Source organism: Methyloversatilis sp. (assembly GCF_051861465.1).
Classification (GTDB): Bacteria; Pseudomonadota; Gammaproteobacteria; order Burkholderiales; family Rhodocyclaceae; genus Methyloversatilis.
Map to the genome: position 1 here is coordinate 398,659 of NZ_JBHYCQ010000001.1, position 17,845 is coordinate 416,503.

Below are 17,845 nucleotides of genomic sequence, written 5' to 3' on the forward strand. Positions count from 1 at the left end.
GCGCCCACAGGCTCGAAGTGCGACGACCGCAAACGCATCAGGCGGCGGCGTCCATCTCGCGAATCACCGCGGCCTTCAGCGCGGCATCCAGCGAGGCACGCAGCCGCGCCAGTTCCTCGATCTGCTGATTGATCGCCACACCGCTCTGGCGCAGCTCCTCGATCCGGTCTTCGAGCGTGTCGGTGGCTTCATGGATGCGTTTCACGCTTTCCAGGCGGCGCTTCAACTGCTTCTGATGTTCGCGCACCTGGTTTTCAAGCGGGGCCATGATGGCGCGCAACCAATGCTCGACATCGCGGTTCACCACCTCCATGTGCTTGCGCACCTGCACCGCCACCGTTTCGAAAAAGCGCTGCGTGAGCTGTCGCTTTTCCGTCGTGAGCATGTTCAGCCAGGTGTTGAACTGCTGGTGGAAGGCCTTTTCAAGCCGGGTGATGTCCTTTTCGTAGCGCTGGACCGAAAACGGCACCGGTACGCCCAGCCGCAGGTCATGTTCGGTGGAAAAGCGCTGATACATCGCTTCCATCATCCTGAAGATTTCATCGACGCTGACCGCCGACTTCTGCAGGCTGCCCCGCACATCGCCGAAGAAGGCATTCATCGCATCGCGCAACTGCAGTGAAAAGTTGGCCTTTTCCATCTGCTCGCGGGTCTGTGCCGTGCGGGTGCGCAGCGCGTCCATGCCCAGATGGGCAAAAAGTGTATTGGTCTGCGACGAAAACACGTTGCGCGTTGCGTAAAAGCGCTCCAGGCCGCGCTCGAACTCTTCCTTTTCGGCGCGCACACGCTTCAGCATGTACTGGATGACACCGCGGTTCTTGCCACGCAGGTCGGAAAATTCCGCCAGCTGATCATCCAGCGCCTTTTTCTGGCCGATCAGTATGTCGTGCGTGCGGGCCAGCAGGCCGCCTGCATCATGTTCCACCGCAGCGCCCACGATGTCGCGCTTGGCCGGCAGCAGGTCCTCGACCAGCGCCCGTTCCAGCTGCGGCAGGCGGCTGCGGGCCAGCAGCGTGCCGTCGCGCTGGATGCGCGCCAGCAGCCCCTTCTGGGCGGACACCGGGAAAACGCGGTTTTCCGGCAGGTCGAGTGTCGCCGCGCAGGACGCGATCTGGCGCCCGATTTCCGCGTCGATCTGGGCTTCGGAACGCAGTCCGTCCCACAGGCTGTCCATCTTGTTGAGCACGGCCAGCCGACCCTGGCGTGAGCCGCCCGCCGCGGTGACATGTGTCTTCCAGACCGACAGATCACTTTGCGTGACGCCGGTGTCCATGCCCAGCACGAACAGTACCGCGTGCGCCGACGGCAGCAGCGACAGCGTCAGCTCCGGTTCGGCACCGATGGCATTCAGCCCGGGCGTGTCGAGGATGACCAGGCCCTGGCGCAGCAATGGGTGCGGCATGTTGATGACCGCGTGTCGCCAGGCGGGTACGTCCACCATGCCGTTCGCGTCCGGCTGCAGGCCGTTTTCCCCGCTCAGGTCGATGTGGAATCCCAGCTGCTCGGCTTCGCCGATCGTGACCTTTCGCTGTTCGCTGACCCGGCCGAGCACCTGCTGCATCGATGCCGCCGACGTTGTATCGAGCGGCAGGCGGCGCCATGCGCCGGGCTGGGTTTTCAGATCGGACACCGTGGTCGTGCCGCGACGGGTTTCGATCGGCAACAGCTCGATGCAGGCCGGCCGCACTGCGTCGTACATCAGCTCGGTCGGGCACATGGTGGTGCGCCCGGAGCTGGACGGCAGCACGCGAGCGCCCTGGTCACCGAAGAAGATGGCATTGATCAATTCGGACTTGCCGCGTGAAAACTCGGCAACGAAGGCCACGACCAGCCGGTCGTCGCGCAGCTTGAGCAGCAACTGTTCGATGCACTGGTCGTTGTGGGCGTCGCTCAGATTGCTTTCGAAGAGCCAGCCGCGGATACGGACGATGGTCTGCTCGACGCGCGTGCGCCAGCTGCCATAGACCGATAATTCTTCCTGCATGCTCATTGCGCTCTCCACCCAGTCACTTGGCAATCTAGCACACGTGGCGCGCGCTATCTCTGGCAGGCTGTGCAGAAGAAGGTCGATCGGTTGCCCAGACGACGGCTGCGGATGGCGGTTCCGCACACCCGGCAGTCCTCGCCATCCCGGCCATAGACGAAATAGCTTTGCTGGAAGTATCCCGGCTGGCCATCGGTGTGCAGAAAGTCGCGCAGCGTGCTGCCGCCGGCGGCCAGCGCGTCGCGCAGCGTCTGGCGGATTTCGTCGGCCAGCCGGGCGACCTGCGGGCCGGTCAGTCGGTGCGCCGCCTTGCCGGGCCGGATGCGCGCCCGGAACAGGCTTTCCGACGCATAGATGTTGCCGACGCCGACCACGACGGCGCTGTCCATGATGGCCAGTTTGATTGCACAGCGTCGATGCGCCAGAGCACCCGCCAGCGCTCCGGCGCTGAAATCGGCGCCCAGCGGTTCGGGGCCGAGGTGGGCCAGCAGCGGATGCAGCGCGTCCGGCCCGTCGTGCCACAGCATGGCGCCAAAACGTCGTGGGTCGCGCAGGCGCAAGGTCGCTTCGCCGAACACGATATCGATATGGTCATGCTTTTCGGCGGGCGTGCCGCTCGGCAGCACACGCAGACTGCCGGACATGCCGAGATGAATGATCAATGTGCCGCGGTCGAGCCGCAGCAGCAGGTATTTGGCGCGCCGGTCGATGTCGCGCAGCGTCTGTCCGGGCAAGGATTCGGCGAGATGCGCAGGCACCGGCCAGCGCAGTGCGCCGTTGCGAATGGTGCAGGCATCGATCCGGCGGCCGGTCAGCGGGCCGGCGATGCCACGGCGGGTGATTTCGACTTCGGGAAGTTCAGGCATGAAACGACAGACAGGTGCGCGACGGCCAATCGGGATTTGGAATACCATCACGCGCCGGGGGCTGCAACGATTTCCGGTCGGCGTACTCCAAGGCCTTAATCGCGCAAGCGTACTCTGAACCCACCAGGCGATTCTGCCCATGACAAACCGCCCCCTGCTGCTTGCACTTGTTCTTCTGCTCGGCGGCTGCGCCCAGACCGGCAGCAAGCCGCCAGCCACGGCCGTCAGCGCCGAACAGCCCGAACCGGTGATCGTCGCGCCGCGCGTGCCGCCGCTGCCCGACGTCGAACTGACGCGCCAGATCACCTATCAGCTGCTGCTCGGCGAAGTTGCAGCCCAGCGCGGCGAACTGGGTCTTTCGGCGTCTGCCTACATGGATCTGGCGCAATCGACGCGCGACCCGCGCATCGCCAAGCGCGCGGCCGAGATCGCCGCCTTCAGCCGGCAGAGCGAAGTTGCGCTGCAGGCGGCCCAGCTCTGGCTGGAACTTGATCCTGAGTCGGTGCAGGCCAGGCAGATGCTGTCCGGCCTGCTGGTCAATGCCAACCGGCCGCAGGAGCTCGAACCGCAGCTGGTCGCGCTACTCGCGCAGGAAGGTTCGCAGATCGGCGAGAGCCTGCTCCGGCTCAACCGGGTGCTCGGCCGCCTCAGCGACAAGGCTGAGGCCATGCGCATGGTCGAGCGGCTGACCGAGCCCTATCTCACGCTGCCCGAAGCGCACTTCGCCCGCGCGCAGGCGGCCATGGTCGCGCGCGAGCCCAAGCGTGCGCTCGAATCGGCCATCCGCGCCAATGAACTGCGACCGGAATGGGAAGCCGGACTGCTGCTGCGCGCCCAGGCCACAGCCGAATCAGACCAGCTCGCTGCGCGCAAGCTGATGGAGCAGCACCTCAAACGCTATCCGGATGCGCGCGAAGTCCGCATGCAGTTCGCCCGCCTGCTGGTGGCAGAACGCAACTATGTGGACGCACGCAAGCAGTTTGAAATCCTGCTCGGCGGTGCGCCGGACAATGCAGATGTGGTGTTTGCCGTCGGTGTGCTGGCGATGCAGACGCAGGATTACAAGGGCGCCCAGGGTTACTTCACCAAGCTGCTGGGCATGCGCTACCAGGACCCGAATCTGGTCAGGCTCTACCTCGCGCAGCTGGCCGAAGAGCTGAAGGAGAACGAAGACGCGCTGAACTGGTACCAGCAGGTCGGCCAGGGCGACCACTACCTGGGCGCGCAAGGGCGTTATGTGCTTCTGCTGAGCCGCATGGGCCGCATCGAGGATGCGCGCGCTCATCTGCGCCAGCTGGCCGACCGGCCGGGCGGCAGCAAGTCGCGTTCGGCCATGCTCGAATTCCAGCTGTTGCGCGATGCCAACCGCGGCGAAGAAGCCGAGGCGGTGCTCGAGGCGGCGCTGGCAGCGGAGCCGGATCAGCCCGAGCTGCTCTACGAAACCGCCATGCTCGCCGAACGCGACAACCGTATCGAGGTTGCCGAACAGCGGTTGCGTCGCCTGATCGAAGTCAAGCCCGATCATGCGCATGCCTACAACGCGCTCGGTTACTCGCTCGCCGAGCGCAACATCCGCCTGGAAGAGGCGCAGACGCTGATTGCCAAGGGGCTGGAACTCGCGCCCGACGATCCTTTCATTCTCGACAGCATGGGTTGGGTCATGTTCCGGCGAGGTGACCTGAATGGTGCGCTGACCTATCTCGAGCGCGCGTTCTCGATCCGACCGGACCCTGAAATCGCCGCCCATCTGGGCGAAGTGAAATGGCTGCTGGGCCAGAAGGAAGATGCGGTGAAACTGTGGCGCGCCGTGGCCGCCCAGCACCCTGACAATGCAGCGCTCGAATCGACGATCAAGCGCTTCGTTCCGTGAGATCTGCAGTCCGCATGGCGCTCGTTGCCGCGTGCGCAGCGACTCTGTCGGCGTGCGCAACCCGGCCGCCTGTCAGTCTCGATGAGCATGGGCTGATCCGCAGCATGGCGCGTGACGAACGCGCCGCTGCGTTTTCGCTCAGCGGGCGCTTCGTCGTGAAGGGGCCGGACCAGTCCGCATCCGCCAGCCTCGACTGGCAGCACGCGCCGGAGCGCGACGAGCTTCAGATCAATGGTCCGCTCGGCAAGGTGCTGGCCCAGCTGACGCGCGACGCCAGCGGCGTCCGTCTGGTCGATGACGGTCAGCGCGTCACCCGCGCAGCCACGCTGGACGAACTGGCGCGCGCTGCGTTCGGGGCCGACATTCCGCTGACGGGTGCCGCCTACTGGGTCACTGGGCGGCCGGGCGGTGCATCGGTCACGTCGCGTGACGGGGCCGGTCGCATTGCCGCCCTGACGGAACGCGGCTGGCGCGTTGAGTTCGTCCGATACGAAGACGACAGTGCGGACGCGCTGCCGCGTCTGATCGAAGCGAGCGACGGCGAACATTCATTCCGGCTGCTGATCGACGAGTGGAGTCCGGTGAAATGAGCGCCACCCGATGAGTGTTGCCGAGACCCACGCCGTCGATTGGGGCGTCTGGCTCGATGCACCAGCCAAGATCAACCTGTTTCTGCATGTGATCGGTCGCCGGCCCGATGGTTACCACCTGCTGCAGACCGCCTTCCGCTTTCTCGATTTCGGCGACCGCCTGCGCTTTGCGCCACGCACCGACGGCAACATCCGCCGCGTCAGCCCGCTGGAGGGTGTCGCTGCGGAAGATGATCTGTGCGTGCGCGCAGCGCGACTTCTGCAGTCGGCAACAGGCTGCACTGAAGGGGCGGACATCGAACTGGACAAGCGCCTGCCGATGGGCGGCGGGTTGGGCGGTGGCAGCTCGGATGCCGCCACTGTGCTGATCGCGCTGAATCACCTGTGGCGACTTGATCTTCGACGGGAGCGTCTGCAGGCGCTCGGGCTGCAGTTGGGCGCGGATGTGCCGGTGTTCGTGTTCGGTCGGTCCGCCTTTGCCGAAGGCGTCGGTGAGAGACTTCAGCCGGTCATGCTTCCGCCGGCCGCTTACATCGTGGTGGCACCCGGCGTGTCGGTGCCGACCCCGCTTATTTTCGCCGCGCCGGAATTGACACGAAATACCGAACCTTGCAAAATAGCGGACTTTGCTGCAGCGGCTGTTGAGCGCAGGCTCTTCGGGCGCAACGATCTGCAGCCGGTTGCCGAGATGCACTATGCGGCAGTGGCCGAGGCGGTCAGTCTGGTCGGTGACGCCGTTGGCGATCGGCAGGTGCGGATGTCCGGCTCCGGTGCCTGCGTTTTTGCGCAATGCGCGACGTTCGACGACGCCGAGAGGGTGCAGGCAACGATGTCCGCCCGCTGGCCTGAAAACTGGCAGGTGTTCGTTGCACGCGGCATCGATGTGCATCCGCTGTACAGCGCAACGGCAGAGTGATTACGCAGTTCAGCTTTGAAGGGCGATGCCGTAAAGGCATTGCAGCAGTTTTGGGGAGTCGCCAAGTTGGTTAAGGCACCGGATTTTGATTCCGGCATGCGAAGGTTCGAATCCTTCCTCCTCAGCCAGATCGTATCGGGCAGACTCGCAGTGAGTGCGGGTCTGCCCGAGTTGTTTTAAGGGCGTCGGCGGATTGCCGATGCGGGCAGTGCCGGCCGGTCCGGTCTAAAGTTGAGCTTTCACCACGTATCGCGAGGCAGCATGGCTTACGACAGCCTGATGATCTTTACCGGCAACGCCAACCCCAAACTGGCGGCGGATGTGGCCAAGCGGCTGAACATGTCGCTGGGACGCGCCCAGGTCGGTCGCTTCTCCGACGGCGAAGTGAATGTCGAAATCCTCGAAAACGTCCGCGGCAAGGACGTGTTCGTATTGCAGCCGACCGGCGCGCCGACGAACGACAACCTGATGGAACTGGTGATTCTGGTCGATGCCCTGAAGCGTGCTTCGGCCGGTCGCATCACGGCTGCGATGCCCTATTTCGGCTACGCCCGGCAAGACCGTCGGCCGCGCAGTGCGCGTGTGCCGATCACCGCCAAGGTGGTTGCCAACATGCTTCAGGCCGTGGGGGTGCAACGGCTGTTGACGGTCGACCTGCACGCTGACCAGATCCAGGGCTTCTTCGATATTCCGGTGGACAACATCTACGCCACGCCGATCCTGCTGGGCGACATCTGGAAGAAGGAATACCCGAACATGATGGCGGTGTCGCCCGACGTCGGCGGTGTGGTGCGGGCGCGCGCCTTTGCCAAGCGTCTCGAATGCGATCTCGCCATCATCGACAAGCGTCGTCCGAAGGCGAACGTGTCGGAAGTGATGAACATCATCGGCGACGTGTCCGGACGTACCTGCGTCATCATGGATGACATGGTCGATACCGCCGGCACGCTGTGCAAGGCGGCGCAGGCACTGAAGGAAAATGGCGCAGCTGGTGTGCTGGCCTACTGTACCCATGCGGTGCTGTCCGGTGAGGCGGTGAGCCGCATCGAACAGTCCGATCTCGACCAGCTGGTCGTCACCGACACCATCCCGCTGTCGCCGGCCGCGCAGGCCTGCGGCAAGATCCGTGTGGTGTCGATTGCCGAACTGTTGGCCGAAACCCTGTTGCGCATCAGCAACGAAGAATCCGTTTCGTCCCTTTTCATGGAATGAACATCGTTCTCTGAAACGGGACACCCCAGCCGCCTGGTCGCGGGCGGCTTCATCTACCTGGAGTCATCATGTCTATCGAACTCAACGCGAATACGCGCGAAGCACAGGGCACCGGAGCGAGCCGCCGCCTGCGTCGCGCATCGCAGGTGCCGGCCATCATCTACGGTGGCACCGAACCGGCGCTGCCGATCACCCTCGACCACAACGAGATCTTCCACGCCCTGCGCAAGGAAGCGTTCCACGCGTCGGTGCTGACCATCAATGTCGGCGGCAAGAAGGAATCGGTGCTGCTGCGTGACACGCAGATGCACGCCTATCGCCAGCAGGTCATGCACGTGGATTTCCAGCGTGTCGACCTGACGCACGAACTGCACACCAAGGTGCCGCTGCACTTCGTCAACGCCGAGAACGCACCGGGCGTGAAGATGCAGGGCGGTGTCGTATCGCACGTGATGAACGAAATCGACATCAAGTGCCTGCCCAGCGCGCTGCCGGAATACCTCGAAATCGATCTGTCCGGCCTGTCGGTCGGTCAGTCGGTCCACGTGTCGCAGATTCCGCTGCCGGCTGGCGTCGAAATCATCGTTCACGGCACTGACCCGGTCGTTGCGACGCTGACGCTGCCGCGCGGCGCCAAGTCCGACGAAGCCGCCGCCACCGACGGCGAAGCCGAGAAGTAATCGCACGCGATGTCCGGGAACGGTGCCAAAGCCGTGCCCCGGCTGGTCGTCGGACTGGGCAACCCCGGTCCGGAGTATTCCGAAACCCGGCACAACGCCGGGTTTTGGTTTTGTGAGCAGCTGGCACGCAAGCTCGGCATCACGTTGAGTCGCGAACCGCGCTTCAACGGCCTGGTCGGCAGTTCGCGTGCCGACGGCATCACGCTGTTGTTGCCGCAGACCTTCATGAACCGGTCCGGACAGTCGGTCGGCGCGCTCGCGCGCTTCTACCGCATCGATCCGGCCGAGATTCTGGTCGTACAGGATGAACTTGACGTATTGCCGGGTGAGCTGCGCCTGAAATTCGGCGGCGGTCTCGGCGGGCACAACGGCTTGAAGGACATCAGCGCCCATCTGGCCACCCACGATTACTGGCGCCTGCGCATCGGCATCGGTCACCCGCGTCAGCTGGCGCCGGGTGCGGAAGTCGCCGACTATGTGCTGCACCGGCCGCGCGCCGACGAACAGCGCGACATCGATGCCGCCATCGGGCGCGCACTCGACGCCTGGCCGCTGATCGCGGCCGGTGACTGGACGCGCGTGTTCACCCTGCTCAATGCAAAGCCGCCCAAACAAGGAAACCCCTCATGAGCCTCAAATGCGGCATCGTCGGTCTGCCCAATGTCGGCAAATCCACCCTGTTCAATGCGCTGACCAAGGCTGGCATTGCAGCGGAGAACTACCCGTTCTGCACGATCGAGCCCAATGTCGGCATCGTCGAGGTGCCGGATCCGCGGCTCGCGGCGTTGTCGGAAATCGTCAAACCGCAGAAGATCCAGCCGGCCATCGTCGAGTTCGTGGACATTGCAGGTCTGGTCGCCGGCGCGAGCAAGGGTGAAGGCCTGGGCAACCAGTTCCTCGCCAACATCCGTGAAACCGATGCCATCGTGAATGTCGTGCGCTGCTTCGACGATGAAAACGTCGTGCACGTGAATGGTCGCGTCGATCCGATTGCCGACATCGAAACCATCGTGACCGAACTTGGCTTGTCCGACCTCGCCGTGGTCGAGCGCACGCTCAACCGCGACACGAAGAAGGCGCGCGCCGGGGACAAGGACGCGCAGAAGCTGTGCGCCGTGCTGGAAAAGATGCTGCCGCACCTGAACGAAGGCAAGCCCGCGCGCACGCTGGCGCTGAGCGACGACGAGAGGCTGCTGCTCAAGCCGCTGTGCCTGATGACGCTCAAGCCGGCGATGTACGTCGGCAACGTCGACGAAGGTGGCTTCCAGAACAACCCCTACCTCGATCGCCTGCGAGAGCACGCCGCGAAGGAGGGTGCGCCGGTCGTCGCGCTGTGCGCCAAGATCGAAGCCGAACTGGCCGATCTGGACGACGCCGACAAGATGGCCTTCCTCAGCGATCTCGGCCTGGACGAGCCGGGCCTGAACCGGCTGATCCGCGCCGGCTACGATCTGCTCGGCCTGCAGACCTACTTCACCGCCGGCGTCAAGGAAGTGCGCGCCTGGACCATCCACAAGGGCGACACCGCACCGCAGGCCGCGGGTGTCATTCACACCGACTTCGAACGCGGCTTCATCCGCGCCCAGACGATTGCCTTTGACGACTTCATCGCCTTCAAGGGCGAACACGGTGCAAAGGAAGCCGGCAAGATGCGCGCCGAAGGCAAGGAATACGTGGTGAAGGACGGTGACGTACTCAATTTCCTGTTCAACGTCTGACGGTCCCGCCACCGCGACGCAGTACCCGACGCGCGAACCCCTGTATTCCTGCGGATACAGGGGTTTTTTGTCGCATGACCTTGCGTCGCGCTCACCTGACCCGAAATGGGCTGCGGTGGACTATCGTGCCGGTGAAGCTTCGGCACGCGCGTCCAAGTGACACCTGAAAGGCTGCGAGATCATGACTGCACACAATGCGCCCGCATTTCTGCCGCTGACCGGCATTCACGAGCCGTCCGCCATCCAGCAGCTGGCTGACGGACGCTTCCTGGTGCTCGAGGATGAAAGGCAGCGCCCGTTCAGTCTGGTAAGCATCGATCCCGACGGATGTGTCGACAGCACGCCGCTGCGACGCGGGTGGCTCGAAGGATGGCTGGACTCCAGTGACGATTTCTGGAAGCTGGATGATCTTGAAGGCATCGCGCTCGACATCGCGGGAAACATCCACGCGGTCACGTCGCACTCGCGCGACGGCGATGGGGATGAAAAGAAGTCGCGCGACAAGCTGGTCCGCTTCCGGATCGAAGCGGGTCGGGTGGTCGCACCCAAGGTCGTCGATGGATTGAAGCCGGCGCTGCTGGCGGCCCATCCGGTGCTCGCAGCGGCTGCCGCAAAACTCGATGTCAAGCGCGAAGGCGGCCTGAACATCGAGGCACTGGAATTCGGCCTGGATGGTCAGACCCTGCTGATCGGTTTCCGTAGCCCGCTGCTGGACGGGCGGGCATTGATCGCAAGCCTGGAAAACACTGCAGCGATGTTCGACGCCGGGGCGCCTCCGCGCATCGTCGCGTCGCTGATCACCCTCGATCTCGACGGCGACGGCCTGCGCAGCCTGTCGCGCATTCCGTCACTGGGCGGTTACCTGCTCAGCAGTGGACCGGTGGCAGGCGGAACAGCGCATTTTCGTCTCTGGTTCTGGAGCGGCATTTCCGGCGAGCCCGCACACCGGGTCGACGTCGCAGGCTTGCCAGGCTTCGAACGTGCCGAGGGCATCTGCCCTGCCATCATCGACAGCCAACCGAAAATCATCATCGTCAGCGACGATGGCGACCACGCTGCCGGCCAGTGTGCCCGCTTCCTGATGCTTGATCCCGGGCAGCTGAACATCACCCGATGACGCCCGGTCTGCTGCGTCGACAATATGAACGCGAATCTGCCGGCTTGTGGCCGCGAAAGACTGCCCACGCGGACGGACCGGATTTCAGCCCTTCGCTTCCTTCGCCGCCGTCTCCGCCATTTCGGCGCGGACCGCGTCCATGTTGAGCGCACGCGCCTGTTCTATCAGCTGTTCGAGCTGCATCGCGGGCAGGGCGCCGGCTTCCGAGTACAGGATGATCTGGTCGCGGAACAGCAGCAGTGTGGGAATCGAGCGGATGCCGAATTCAGCGGCGATGCCCTGTTCCTCTTCGGTGTTGATCTTGGCGAACACGATGTCCGGGTGCTTTTCCGACGCGGCTTCGAACACCGGGGCAAAATTGCGGCAGGGGCTGCACCACGAGGCCCAGAAATCGATGAGGACGAATGGATTGTTTTCTATCGTCGTGTTGAAGGTGTCGGCGGTGAGGTCGAGGGTGGCCATGGTTATCCTTGGGCTGTCGTGGTGGGGCGTTTGCGGGTGACGGCGCATGGTAGCCGATAGTCGCGCCCCGGATGCTCCACATGTGGGGCGGGCGCTGCCGTACGTCGGCCGCTTCGCACCCAGTCCGACCGGGCCCTTGCACAAGGGTTCGCTGGTTGCGGCGCTCGCCAGCTGGCTGGACGCCCGCGCGCACGGCGGCCAGTGGCTGCTGCGCATCGAGGATGTCGATGAACCCCGCTGCAGCAAGGTTGCTGCCGATACCATCCTGCATCAACTCGACGCGCTCGGCCTGCACTGGGATGGCGGGTTGTCGTGGCAAAGCCTGCGCACACGCCTTTACCGCGCAGCGCTCGATCGCCTGATCGCAGATGACCTGGCGTTCGCCTGCGCCTGCACCCGGCGCGATCTGGAACACCAGCCACTGTCGCCTGACGGCACGCGCCGCTACCCGGGCACCTGTCGCGACCGGATCGGCACCCCGCCGCGCGCCTGGCGCTTCCGTGTGCCGCCCGGTGTGGTCACATTCGACGATGCCATCTGCGGTGTGCAGTCCATCGACGTCGCGGCGGATGTCGGCGATTTCGTGTTGTGGCGCGCCGACGGTTTCTGCGCCTATCAACTGGCGGTGGTCGTGGATGACGCCGAGCAGGGCGTGACCGATGTGGTGCGCGGTGCCGACCTGCTGGGTTCCACGCCGCGCCAGATCCTGCTGCAGCAGGCGCTCCGGCTGATGCGGCCTCGCTATGCGCATGTGCCGCTGGTGCTGGATGCGAACGGTGAAAAGCTGTCGAAGCAGACGCTGGCCCGACCGCTCGAAGCCGCCAACGCCGTTCCGGATCTGGCGCAAGCACTGTGCTTCCTCAATCACGCGCCGCCTGCGGAAGTCATCGCGGCCGGTCGTGATGCCCTGCTCGCGTGGGCGATCGGACACTGGCGGCTGGCGTCGTGCGTTGGCGCACTCGAAGCGCAGGATCGCTGACTTCCGCGCTGCGGCAGCCGTCGTGGGATCGGCGGGTGGGAGCGGCGAGGGTTTTGTGGGAGCGGCGGCCTGTGGGAGCGGCGGCCTCGCCGCGATCGTGCCGCGACCATCGCCGTGCAAAGTGCGTATCGCGGCGAGGCCGCCGCTCCCACAGGACGCTCCCACAGCACCCGCTCCCACTTGCAACTCCCGCACTACGCCCCTTCCAACGGAGTCTTCCTGTACCGCGCAGCGGTCCGGCAAGGGCTTGCTCCCGTCGCCCGCTGTCACCAGTGCGGCGGGATGTCCTGTCTCAGGTCGGGTGCGTCGGCGCTGCGGTCGGCGTCGGCCTGTTGCGACGACTGCATCTGCTGGTAAAGATGGCGCAGCTGCTGCTGCAGCGATTCGATCTGGCGCTGCTGGTCGAACACGGTGCGGTTCAGCGTGTCGAGCAGGTCGTCCATCATCGCAATGCGCGCCTCGAGCTCATCGAATCGTTCGGTTTTGAGGGGCTCAGTCATGCTGGGAATCCGGTTGATGTTGTCGGGCGAGTGCCCAGGCGACGTGTTCGCGCACCATGGCCGAAGGGTGGTCGGCGCGCGCAGCGAGGGCGGCGATGTTCGATGCGGCGGCTGGCGCGTTGCCGAGCGCGACGGCGATATTGCGCAGCCAGCGCGCATGGCCGATGCGACGGATCGCGCTGCCGGCAAGTTTCGTGTCGAATTCGTCTTCGCGCCAGGCGAACAGCTCGGTCAGCGACGCACGATCGAGCCCGTTGCGCACCGCGAAATCGGGTTCCACGGCGAGCTGGGCGTGGCGGTTCCACGGGCAGACGAGCTGGCAGTCGTCGCAGCCATAGATGCGATTGCCGATCGCTGGTCGCAGCGGCTCGGGAATCGAGCCGTCGAGTTCGATCGTCAGATAGGACACACACAGTCGTGCGTCCAGTTGATAGGGCGCGACGATGGCGCCGGTCGGGCACACGTCGATGCAACGCGTGCAGGTGCCGCAGTGGTCGGGCTGCGCCGTGTCTGCCGGCAGCGGCAGATTGGTGTACAGCTCGCCCAGGAAGAACAGCGACCCGGCGTCGCGATGGATCAGCAACGTGTGCTTGCCCCGCCACCCCAGCGCGGCGCGGCGCGCGATTTCGACTTCCATGACCGGTGCCGAATCCGTGAAGGCCCGGTAGCCGAACGGGCCGACCCGAGCTTCGATGCGATCGGCCAGCGCCTGCAGCCGGGCGCGCAGTACCTTGTGGTAATCGCGGCCGAGCGCGTAGCGCGACACGTAGGCGGCGTCGGGGTCGTCGAGTACAGACTGTGCGTCGGTGGCCTGCTGCGGGTCAGGCCAGTACGGCAGGCGCACGCTGATGACCGACAGCGTGCCCGGCACCAGCTCGGCCGGCCGTGCGCGTGCCGTTCCGTGCCGTTCCATGTAGTGCATGTCGCCGTGGCGACCGGCGGCCAGCCAGTCCATCAACCGGGTTTCCGCGTCGCCCAGATCGACACCGGCAAAGCCGACGGACGCAAAGCCCAGTTCATGCGCCCAGCCGCGGATCTGCGCGGCCAGCGCTTCGGGCGAACCGGGCAGGAAGATGGGGGCGGTCGGGCGTGCGGGCATGGATCGAGTTTGAAACGGTGCTGACGCCGCATCGTGCTTCAGTGGCGATGGATTCCGGGCAAGGCGGCCGGCGGCTGATAATGGCGAAACTTCGATTTTGCGTGCATCAACCCGTCCATGACCGACTTTTTCAGCATCGATCTCGCCGATACCGAAGCGACCGAGGCGCTCGGCGGCTGTCTGGCAGCGACCCTGCGTCCCGGCCTGACGTTTTTTCTCGAAGGTGACCTGGGCGCCGGCAAGACCACGCTGGTGCGCGGCATGCTGCGCGCGCTGGGCCATACCGGCAAGGTGAAAAGCCCAACCTTCACATTGCTTGAATCTTATGCTATTTCTAGCTTAAACTTCCCGTTGTATCACTTTGATTTTTATCGTTTCGCGGACCCTGATGAATTCATTGAAGCAGGTCTGGACGAATATTTCGGGCAAACCGGCCCGGCCGGCGGCGTCTGTCTGGTCGAGTGGCCGGACAAGGCCGGCGGCCATCTGCCGTCCCCCGATCTGCGCATCGCGCTCGCCGTGGTCGGCGATGCGCGTCGTGCGCATCTGTCCGCCTGCAGCGAAGCAGGACGCGCATGTCTAGAACACCTCGTTCAACACGACCGAAGCTAACGGACGGTCTCAGCCGACGCAATTTCCTCGGCTTTTCCGGCGCGGCACTGCTGCTGTCGGTCAGCCCCGCCGGACAGGCCGCGCTGTCTTCCCTGGTGGCGGTGCGGGTCTGGCCAGCCCTCGAATACACCCGCATCACGCTGGAATCCCGCGCCGAGCTGAAGTTCTCGCACTTTCTCGTCAAGGACCCGGAACGCCTGGTCATCGATCTCGAAGGGCTCGAGCTGAACAACGTACTGGGTACGCTGCCGGGCAAGATTTCCGACGCCGATCCCTACATCAAGGTGATCCGCGCCGGTCGCAACAAGCCGGGCGTGATCCGGCTGGTGATCGAACTGAAGACCGACGTTCAGCCACAGGTGTTTACGCTGGCCCCGGTGGGCCAGTACGGCCACCGGCTGGTGATGGATGTCTATCCACAGCATCCGGTCGACCCGCTGATGCAGCTCGCGCGTCGCGGTGACATCGTGTACGAGGGCGATGCAACGCCGGACCAGCCGGACGCGCCTGCGCAGTCGGCACCCGCGAAGGACCCGCCGTCACAGGCGGCGAAAGCGGACATCAAGGCCGACCCGAAGACGTCACCTGCCGAAGACGCGGGTGATGTGAGCCGCCTGATCACCATCGTGCTCGACCCCGGCCACGGTGGCGAGGACCCGGGTGCGATCGGACGGCGCGGCAGCTATGAAAAGAACGTGACGCTCGAAGTGGCGCAGCGGTTACGCGCCAAGATCGATGCCGATCCCACGATGCGCGCCGTATTGACGCGCGACGGCGACTACTTCGTTCCGCTGGGAACGCGGGTGGCCAAGGCACGGCGCGTGCGTGCCGATCTGTTCGTGTCCATCCACGCCGATGCCTTCGTGCGGCCGGATGCACGCGGCAGTTCGGTGTTCGTGCTGTCCGGCAGCGGTGCGACCAGTTCGGCGGCGCGCTGGCTGGCGCAACGCGAGAACTCCGCTGACCTGATCGGCGGCGTCAATCTCGACGTGAAGGACAAGTATCTCGCGCGCACCCTGCTTGATCTGTCGCAGACCGCGACGATGAACGACTCGATGAAGCTCGGCCGCGCCGTGCTGGGCGAACTGGGCGGCGTCAATACGCTGCACAAGCCGCACGTCGAACAGGCCGGCTTTGCTGTGCTGAAGGCGCCCGACGTGCCGTCCATCCTGATCGAGACCGCCTTCATTTCCAATCCGGAAGAAGAAAAGCGGCTGACCGACGACGTCTACCAGGACAAGCTGGCAGAAGCCATCCTGCGCGGCATCAAGCGCTACCTCGCAAAGAATCCGCCGCTGTCCAAGTCGCGCATGGTCATGCTGTAACCACTGCGCCTGCTGGGGCGCGCGTGAAGCGGCGCCGCAGCAGCCAATGCTTCAGTGCATGGCGGCCAGCAGGTCCGCCTTGCGGCTGGCCATGCGGGCGCCCAGTTCGACCAGGTCCATGGACGACGACTTGACCTTGGGGAACATTTCGGTCTGCTCTTCCTTGACGTGATGCTTCACGTATTCGGACAGCACCTTCACCTTCGCGTCATACATTTCGCCATCCGGTGTGACACCGTCCAGCTGGGCGATCAGATCCTTGACGCCGGCATGTTCGACCGTCGCTTCGGGCACCAGCAGCTTGTCCTTCAAGGCTGCCTTGACGTCGGGGTAGAAGATTTCTTCCTCGATCTGCGCATGCACGCTGAGCGCCGTGCAGATCTCCTTCACCAGCGCCATCTTGGTGGCAGGCGTTCGCTTCTTCTCGTATTCGGCAAACATGCCGCTCACTTCCTCGTGATCGGCCTTGAGCAGGGCGATCGCATCCTTCGGCGGCGCACTCGATTTCGTGCCCGAACTGGTTTTCGTGATGGTGGTCATGGGGAGCCTTTCAGGGTTCGCACAGCGATGAAAACGTCACAGGAAAATCGCGATCAGGATGATGATCGGGATGGGAATGCCGAGCAGCAGCAGAAGGATCGAACGCATGGCAGCCTCGCTAAGTCGTGTGTTGAATGCAGGGGTCAGTCGTCGCGCAGACGACCACCAAAGGTGGCGGCCAGGCTGGCCGCGAACGCGCCGAGCAGCAGTGAAACAAAAAGCCACAGCGCGCCGTAGGCCGTCGCCTTGCGCGTCGTGTCGGCGGCGGCTCTGGCAGTTGCTTCCGCCTCACGCACCGTGGTCTGCGCGCGGGCGTACATGTCGGTCACCCGCTTCTCGGCGTCTTGCTGCGACAGGCCGGTGCGTTGCGCCACGATCTGGCCGACATAACGGACGTCGTCCGGCGGAAGCGCGTCGGTTCTGGTCGCATTCATGAAGATGCGACCGACTTCGGACGCCTCTTCGGCGCTCAGGCGGGCCGGCTCGGGCAGCGGGTCTGTCATGCCGTCGACTTCGGTTGCCACGCTGTTCGGGGTCGCGTCACGACGCAACATGGAATCGACGAAATAGCGTATCGACGACCCACCGGCGTCGTCCGGAGCCATTCCTGCGGCCGCCCCGGCCGATGCAGCCACGGTGGTGGCGACACCTGCTGCGACCGTGCTGCCGGCCTGAAGGCCACTGCCGACGACGGAACCGACCGCCGAGGTCAACAAGGTGGCGGTCACCAGTGTTGCGACGGCCCAGGCAAGGAAGCCGTGCGCGGTGTCGCGGAAGTACACTTCGTCGGAATGAACGTCAGCCCAGCGCGTCCGGAGCCGGCCGGCAAGGTAGCCGCCGGTCGCCGCAGCGACCAGTTGGGTCAGGGTCAGCCACACGATGGTCGATACACCGAAGCTGGTGGCACTGATGCCCTGCTGCGACCATGGCGAAACGGAAGACAAGCCCAGCCCGGTGCCGAGGATGAGCAGGATCAGCGACAGGGAGGCCGCTGCCGCCGCACCGGCAAAGATTGCACCCCAGGCCACGGCGCTTGCGACGGGACGCGACGCGCCGACATGACCGCCTGCAAATACGCGGCGATCGATCGGTGCTTCTGGATTTGCTGCAGTGAATTGAGTCATTGAATGTCCATGTATTGAATCTTCGCCGGAATCGCAGACAGATCGGTGCCCGCCCGCACATTGATGCCTTGCACGGTAAGGGCCTCTTTCCGCGCGGTCTGTTCGCTGACACACCACGGAGCAAACACGATGACCGGCTGAGGAGTGGCGTACTGTGGGAGCGGCGATCCGCTGCCGGCCCTGCAGAGCCGGCCGGAAAGCTGCTTGATGCACGTCATGCCCCGTCCGGAGCCGGTCTTCTAGAATGACGC

General features: G+C 64.7%; 19 protein-coding genes and 1 tRNA gene. 12 read left to right on the forward strand and 8 right to left on the reverse strand.

Annotated features, from left to right (window positions below; all coding sequences use genetic code 11):
* Positions 1-37: 37 nt before the first annotated feature.
* Both ACTIFF_RS01815 and mutM read right to left on the reverse strand, forming a co-directional pair.
* Positions 38-1,990, reverse strand: a complete 1,953-nt coding sequence (locus tag ACTIFF_RS01815; RefSeq protein ID WP_439535270.1) for a dynamin family protein — start codon at positions 1,988-1,990, stop codon at positions 38-40.
* A 47-nt stretch (positions 1,991-2,037) separates the two neighbouring features.
* A complete protein-coding gene (mutM, locus tag ACTIFF_RS01820) occupies positions 2,038-2,850 on the reverse strand; it encodes a bifunctional DNA-formamidopyrimidine glycosylase/DNA-(apurinic or apyrimidinic site) lyase (protein WP_439535271.1) in 813 nt (270 codons plus the stop codon).
* A gap of 139 nt (positions 2,851-2,989) precedes the next feature.
* On the opposite strand from mutM, the gene ACTIFF_RS01825 reads away from it, so the two are divergent.
* The 9 genes from ACTIFF_RS01825 (at position 2,990) to ACTIFF_RS01865 (ending at position 10,953) form a co-directional block, all read left to right on the forward strand.
* Positions 2,990-4,720, forward strand: coding sequence for a tetratricopeptide repeat protein (locus tag ACTIFF_RS01825; RefSeq protein WP_439535272.1), 1,731 nt, complete (start codon positions 2,990-2,992; stop codon positions 4,718-4,720).
* Positions 4,717-5,310 (forward strand): lipoprotein insertase outer membrane protein LolB, encoded by a 594-nt coding sequence (gene lolB, locus ACTIFF_RS01830; protein ID WP_439535273.1) that lies wholly within the window; start codon positions 4,717-4,719, stop codon positions 5,308-5,310. The genes ACTIFF_RS01825 and lolB overlap by 4 nt, the downstream gene beginning before the upstream one ends.
* 10 nt (positions 5,311-5,320) lie before the next feature.
* Positions 5,321-6,226 (forward strand): 4-(cytidine 5'-diphospho)-2-C-methyl-D-erythritol kinase, encoded by a 906-nt coding sequence (gene ispE / locus ACTIFF_RS01835; RefSeq protein WP_439535274.1) that lies wholly within the window; start codon positions 5,321-5,323, stop codon positions 6,224-6,226.
* Between the two features lie 51 nt (positions 6,227-6,277).
* Positions 6,278-6,354, forward strand: a tRNA-Gln gene (locus tag ACTIFF_RS01840).
* Positions 6,355-6,487: 133 nt separating this feature from the next.
* Positions 6,488-7,438 carry a ribose-phosphate pyrophosphokinase gene (locus ACTIFF_RS01845; protein ID WP_306477536.1) on the forward strand — a complete coding sequence of 317 codons (951 nt, stop codon included), beginning with the start codon at positions 6,488-6,490 and terminating at the stop codon, positions 7,436-7,438.
* 68 nt (positions 7,439-7,506) lie between these two features.
* The gene (locus tag ACTIFF_RS01850; protein WP_306477537.1) at positions 7,507-8,118 is read left to right on the forward strand and encodes a 50S ribosomal protein L25/general stress protein Ctc; all 612 of its coding nucleotides are present in this window, start codon (positions 7,507-7,509) and stop codon (positions 8,116-8,118) included.
* Between the two features lie 9 nt (positions 8,119-8,127).
* On the forward strand, positions 8,128-8,748 hold the full coding sequence (pth, locus tag ACTIFF_RS01855; RefSeq protein WP_439535275.1) for an aminoacyl-tRNA hydrolase: 621 nt from the start codon (positions 8,128-8,130) through the stop codon (positions 8,746-8,748).
* The gene (ychF, locus tag ACTIFF_RS01860) at positions 8,745-9,836 is read left to right on the forward strand and encodes a redox-regulated ATPase YchF (RefSeq protein ID WP_439535276.1); all 1,092 of its coding nucleotides are present in this window, start codon (positions 8,745-8,747) and stop codon (positions 9,834-9,836) included. The genes pth and ychF overlap by 4 nt, the downstream gene beginning before the upstream one ends.
* Before the next feature lie 181 nt (positions 9,837-10,017).
* A complete protein-coding gene (locus tag ACTIFF_RS01865) occupies positions 10,018-10,953 on the forward strand; it encodes a hypothetical protein (protein ID WP_439535277.1) in 936 nt (311 codons plus the stop codon).
* Positions 10,954-11,037: 84 nt separating this feature from the next.
* On the opposite strand, the gene trxA is transcribed toward ACTIFF_RS01865, so the two are convergent.
* A complete protein-coding gene (trxA, locus tag ACTIFF_RS01870) occupies positions 11,038-11,415 on the reverse strand; it encodes a thioredoxin (RefSeq protein WP_439535278.1) in 378 nt (125 codons plus the stop codon).
* A gap of 46 nt (positions 11,416-11,461) precedes the next feature.
* Between trxA and gluQRS the strand changes: the two genes are divergently transcribed.
* Positions 11,462-12,394, forward strand: coding sequence for a tRNA glutamyl-Q(34) synthetase GluQRS (gene gluQRS / locus ACTIFF_RS01875; protein WP_439535279.1), 933 nt, complete (start codon positions 11,462-11,464; stop codon positions 12,392-12,394).
* A 266-nt stretch (positions 12,395-12,660) separates the two neighbouring features.
* On the opposite strand, the gene ACTIFF_RS01880 is transcribed toward gluQRS, so the two are convergent.
* Both ACTIFF_RS01880 and queG read right to left on the reverse strand, forming a co-directional pair.
* A complete protein-coding gene (locus ACTIFF_RS01880; protein ID WP_439535280.1) occupies positions 12,661-12,894 on the reverse strand; it encodes a SlyX family protein in 234 nt (77 codons plus the stop codon).
* Complete coding sequence (gene queG / locus ACTIFF_RS01885) at positions 12,887-13,993, reverse strand: tRNA epoxyqueuosine(34) reductase QueG (protein WP_439535281.1); 1,107 nt, start codon at positions 13,991-13,993, stop codon at positions 12,887-12,889. The genes ACTIFF_RS01880 and queG overlap by 8 nt, the downstream gene beginning before the upstream one ends.
* A 117-nt stretch (positions 13,994-14,110) precedes the next feature.
* Here queG and tsaE point away from each other — a divergent pair, with 117 nt between their 5' ends.
* Both tsaE and ACTIFF_RS01895 read left to right on the forward strand, forming a co-directional pair.
* On the forward strand, positions 14,111-14,605 hold the full coding sequence (tsaE, locus tag ACTIFF_RS01890; protein ID WP_439535282.1) for a tRNA (adenosine(37)-N6)-threonylcarbamoyltransferase complex ATPase subunit type 1 TsaE: 495 nt from the start codon (positions 14,111-14,113) through the stop codon (positions 14,603-14,605).
* Positions 14,569-15,930 (forward strand): N-acetylmuramoyl-L-alanine amidase, encoded by a 1,362-nt coding sequence (locus ACTIFF_RS01895; protein ID WP_439535283.1) that lies wholly within the window; start codon positions 14,569-14,571, stop codon positions 15,928-15,930. The genes tsaE and ACTIFF_RS01895 overlap by 37 nt, the downstream gene beginning before the upstream one ends.
* A gap of 51 nt (positions 15,931-15,981) precedes the next feature.
* On the opposite strand, the gene ACTIFF_RS01900 is transcribed toward ACTIFF_RS01895, so the two are convergent.
* The 3 genes from ACTIFF_RS01900 to ACTIFF_RS01910 all read right to left on the reverse strand — a co-directional run bounded on the left by ACTIFF_RS01900 (position 15,982) and on the right by ACTIFF_RS01910 (position 17,812).
* Positions 15,982-16,470 (reverse strand): hemerythrin domain-containing protein, encoded by a 489-nt coding sequence (locus tag ACTIFF_RS01900; protein ID WP_439535284.1) that lies wholly within the window; start codon positions 16,468-16,470, stop codon positions 15,982-15,984.
* Between the two features lie 143 nt (positions 16,471-16,613).
* A complete protein-coding gene (locus ACTIFF_RS01905; RefSeq protein ID WP_439535285.1) occupies positions 16,614-17,594 on the reverse strand; it encodes a hypothetical protein in 981 nt (326 codons plus the stop codon).
* Entirely contained in the window at positions 17,591-17,812 is a 222-nt protein-coding gene (locus ACTIFF_RS01910) for a hypothetical protein (protein WP_439535286.1), read from the reverse strand. The genes ACTIFF_RS01905 and ACTIFF_RS01910 overlap by 4 nt, the downstream gene beginning before the upstream one ends.
* Positions 17,813-17,845: the final 33 nt, after the last annotated feature.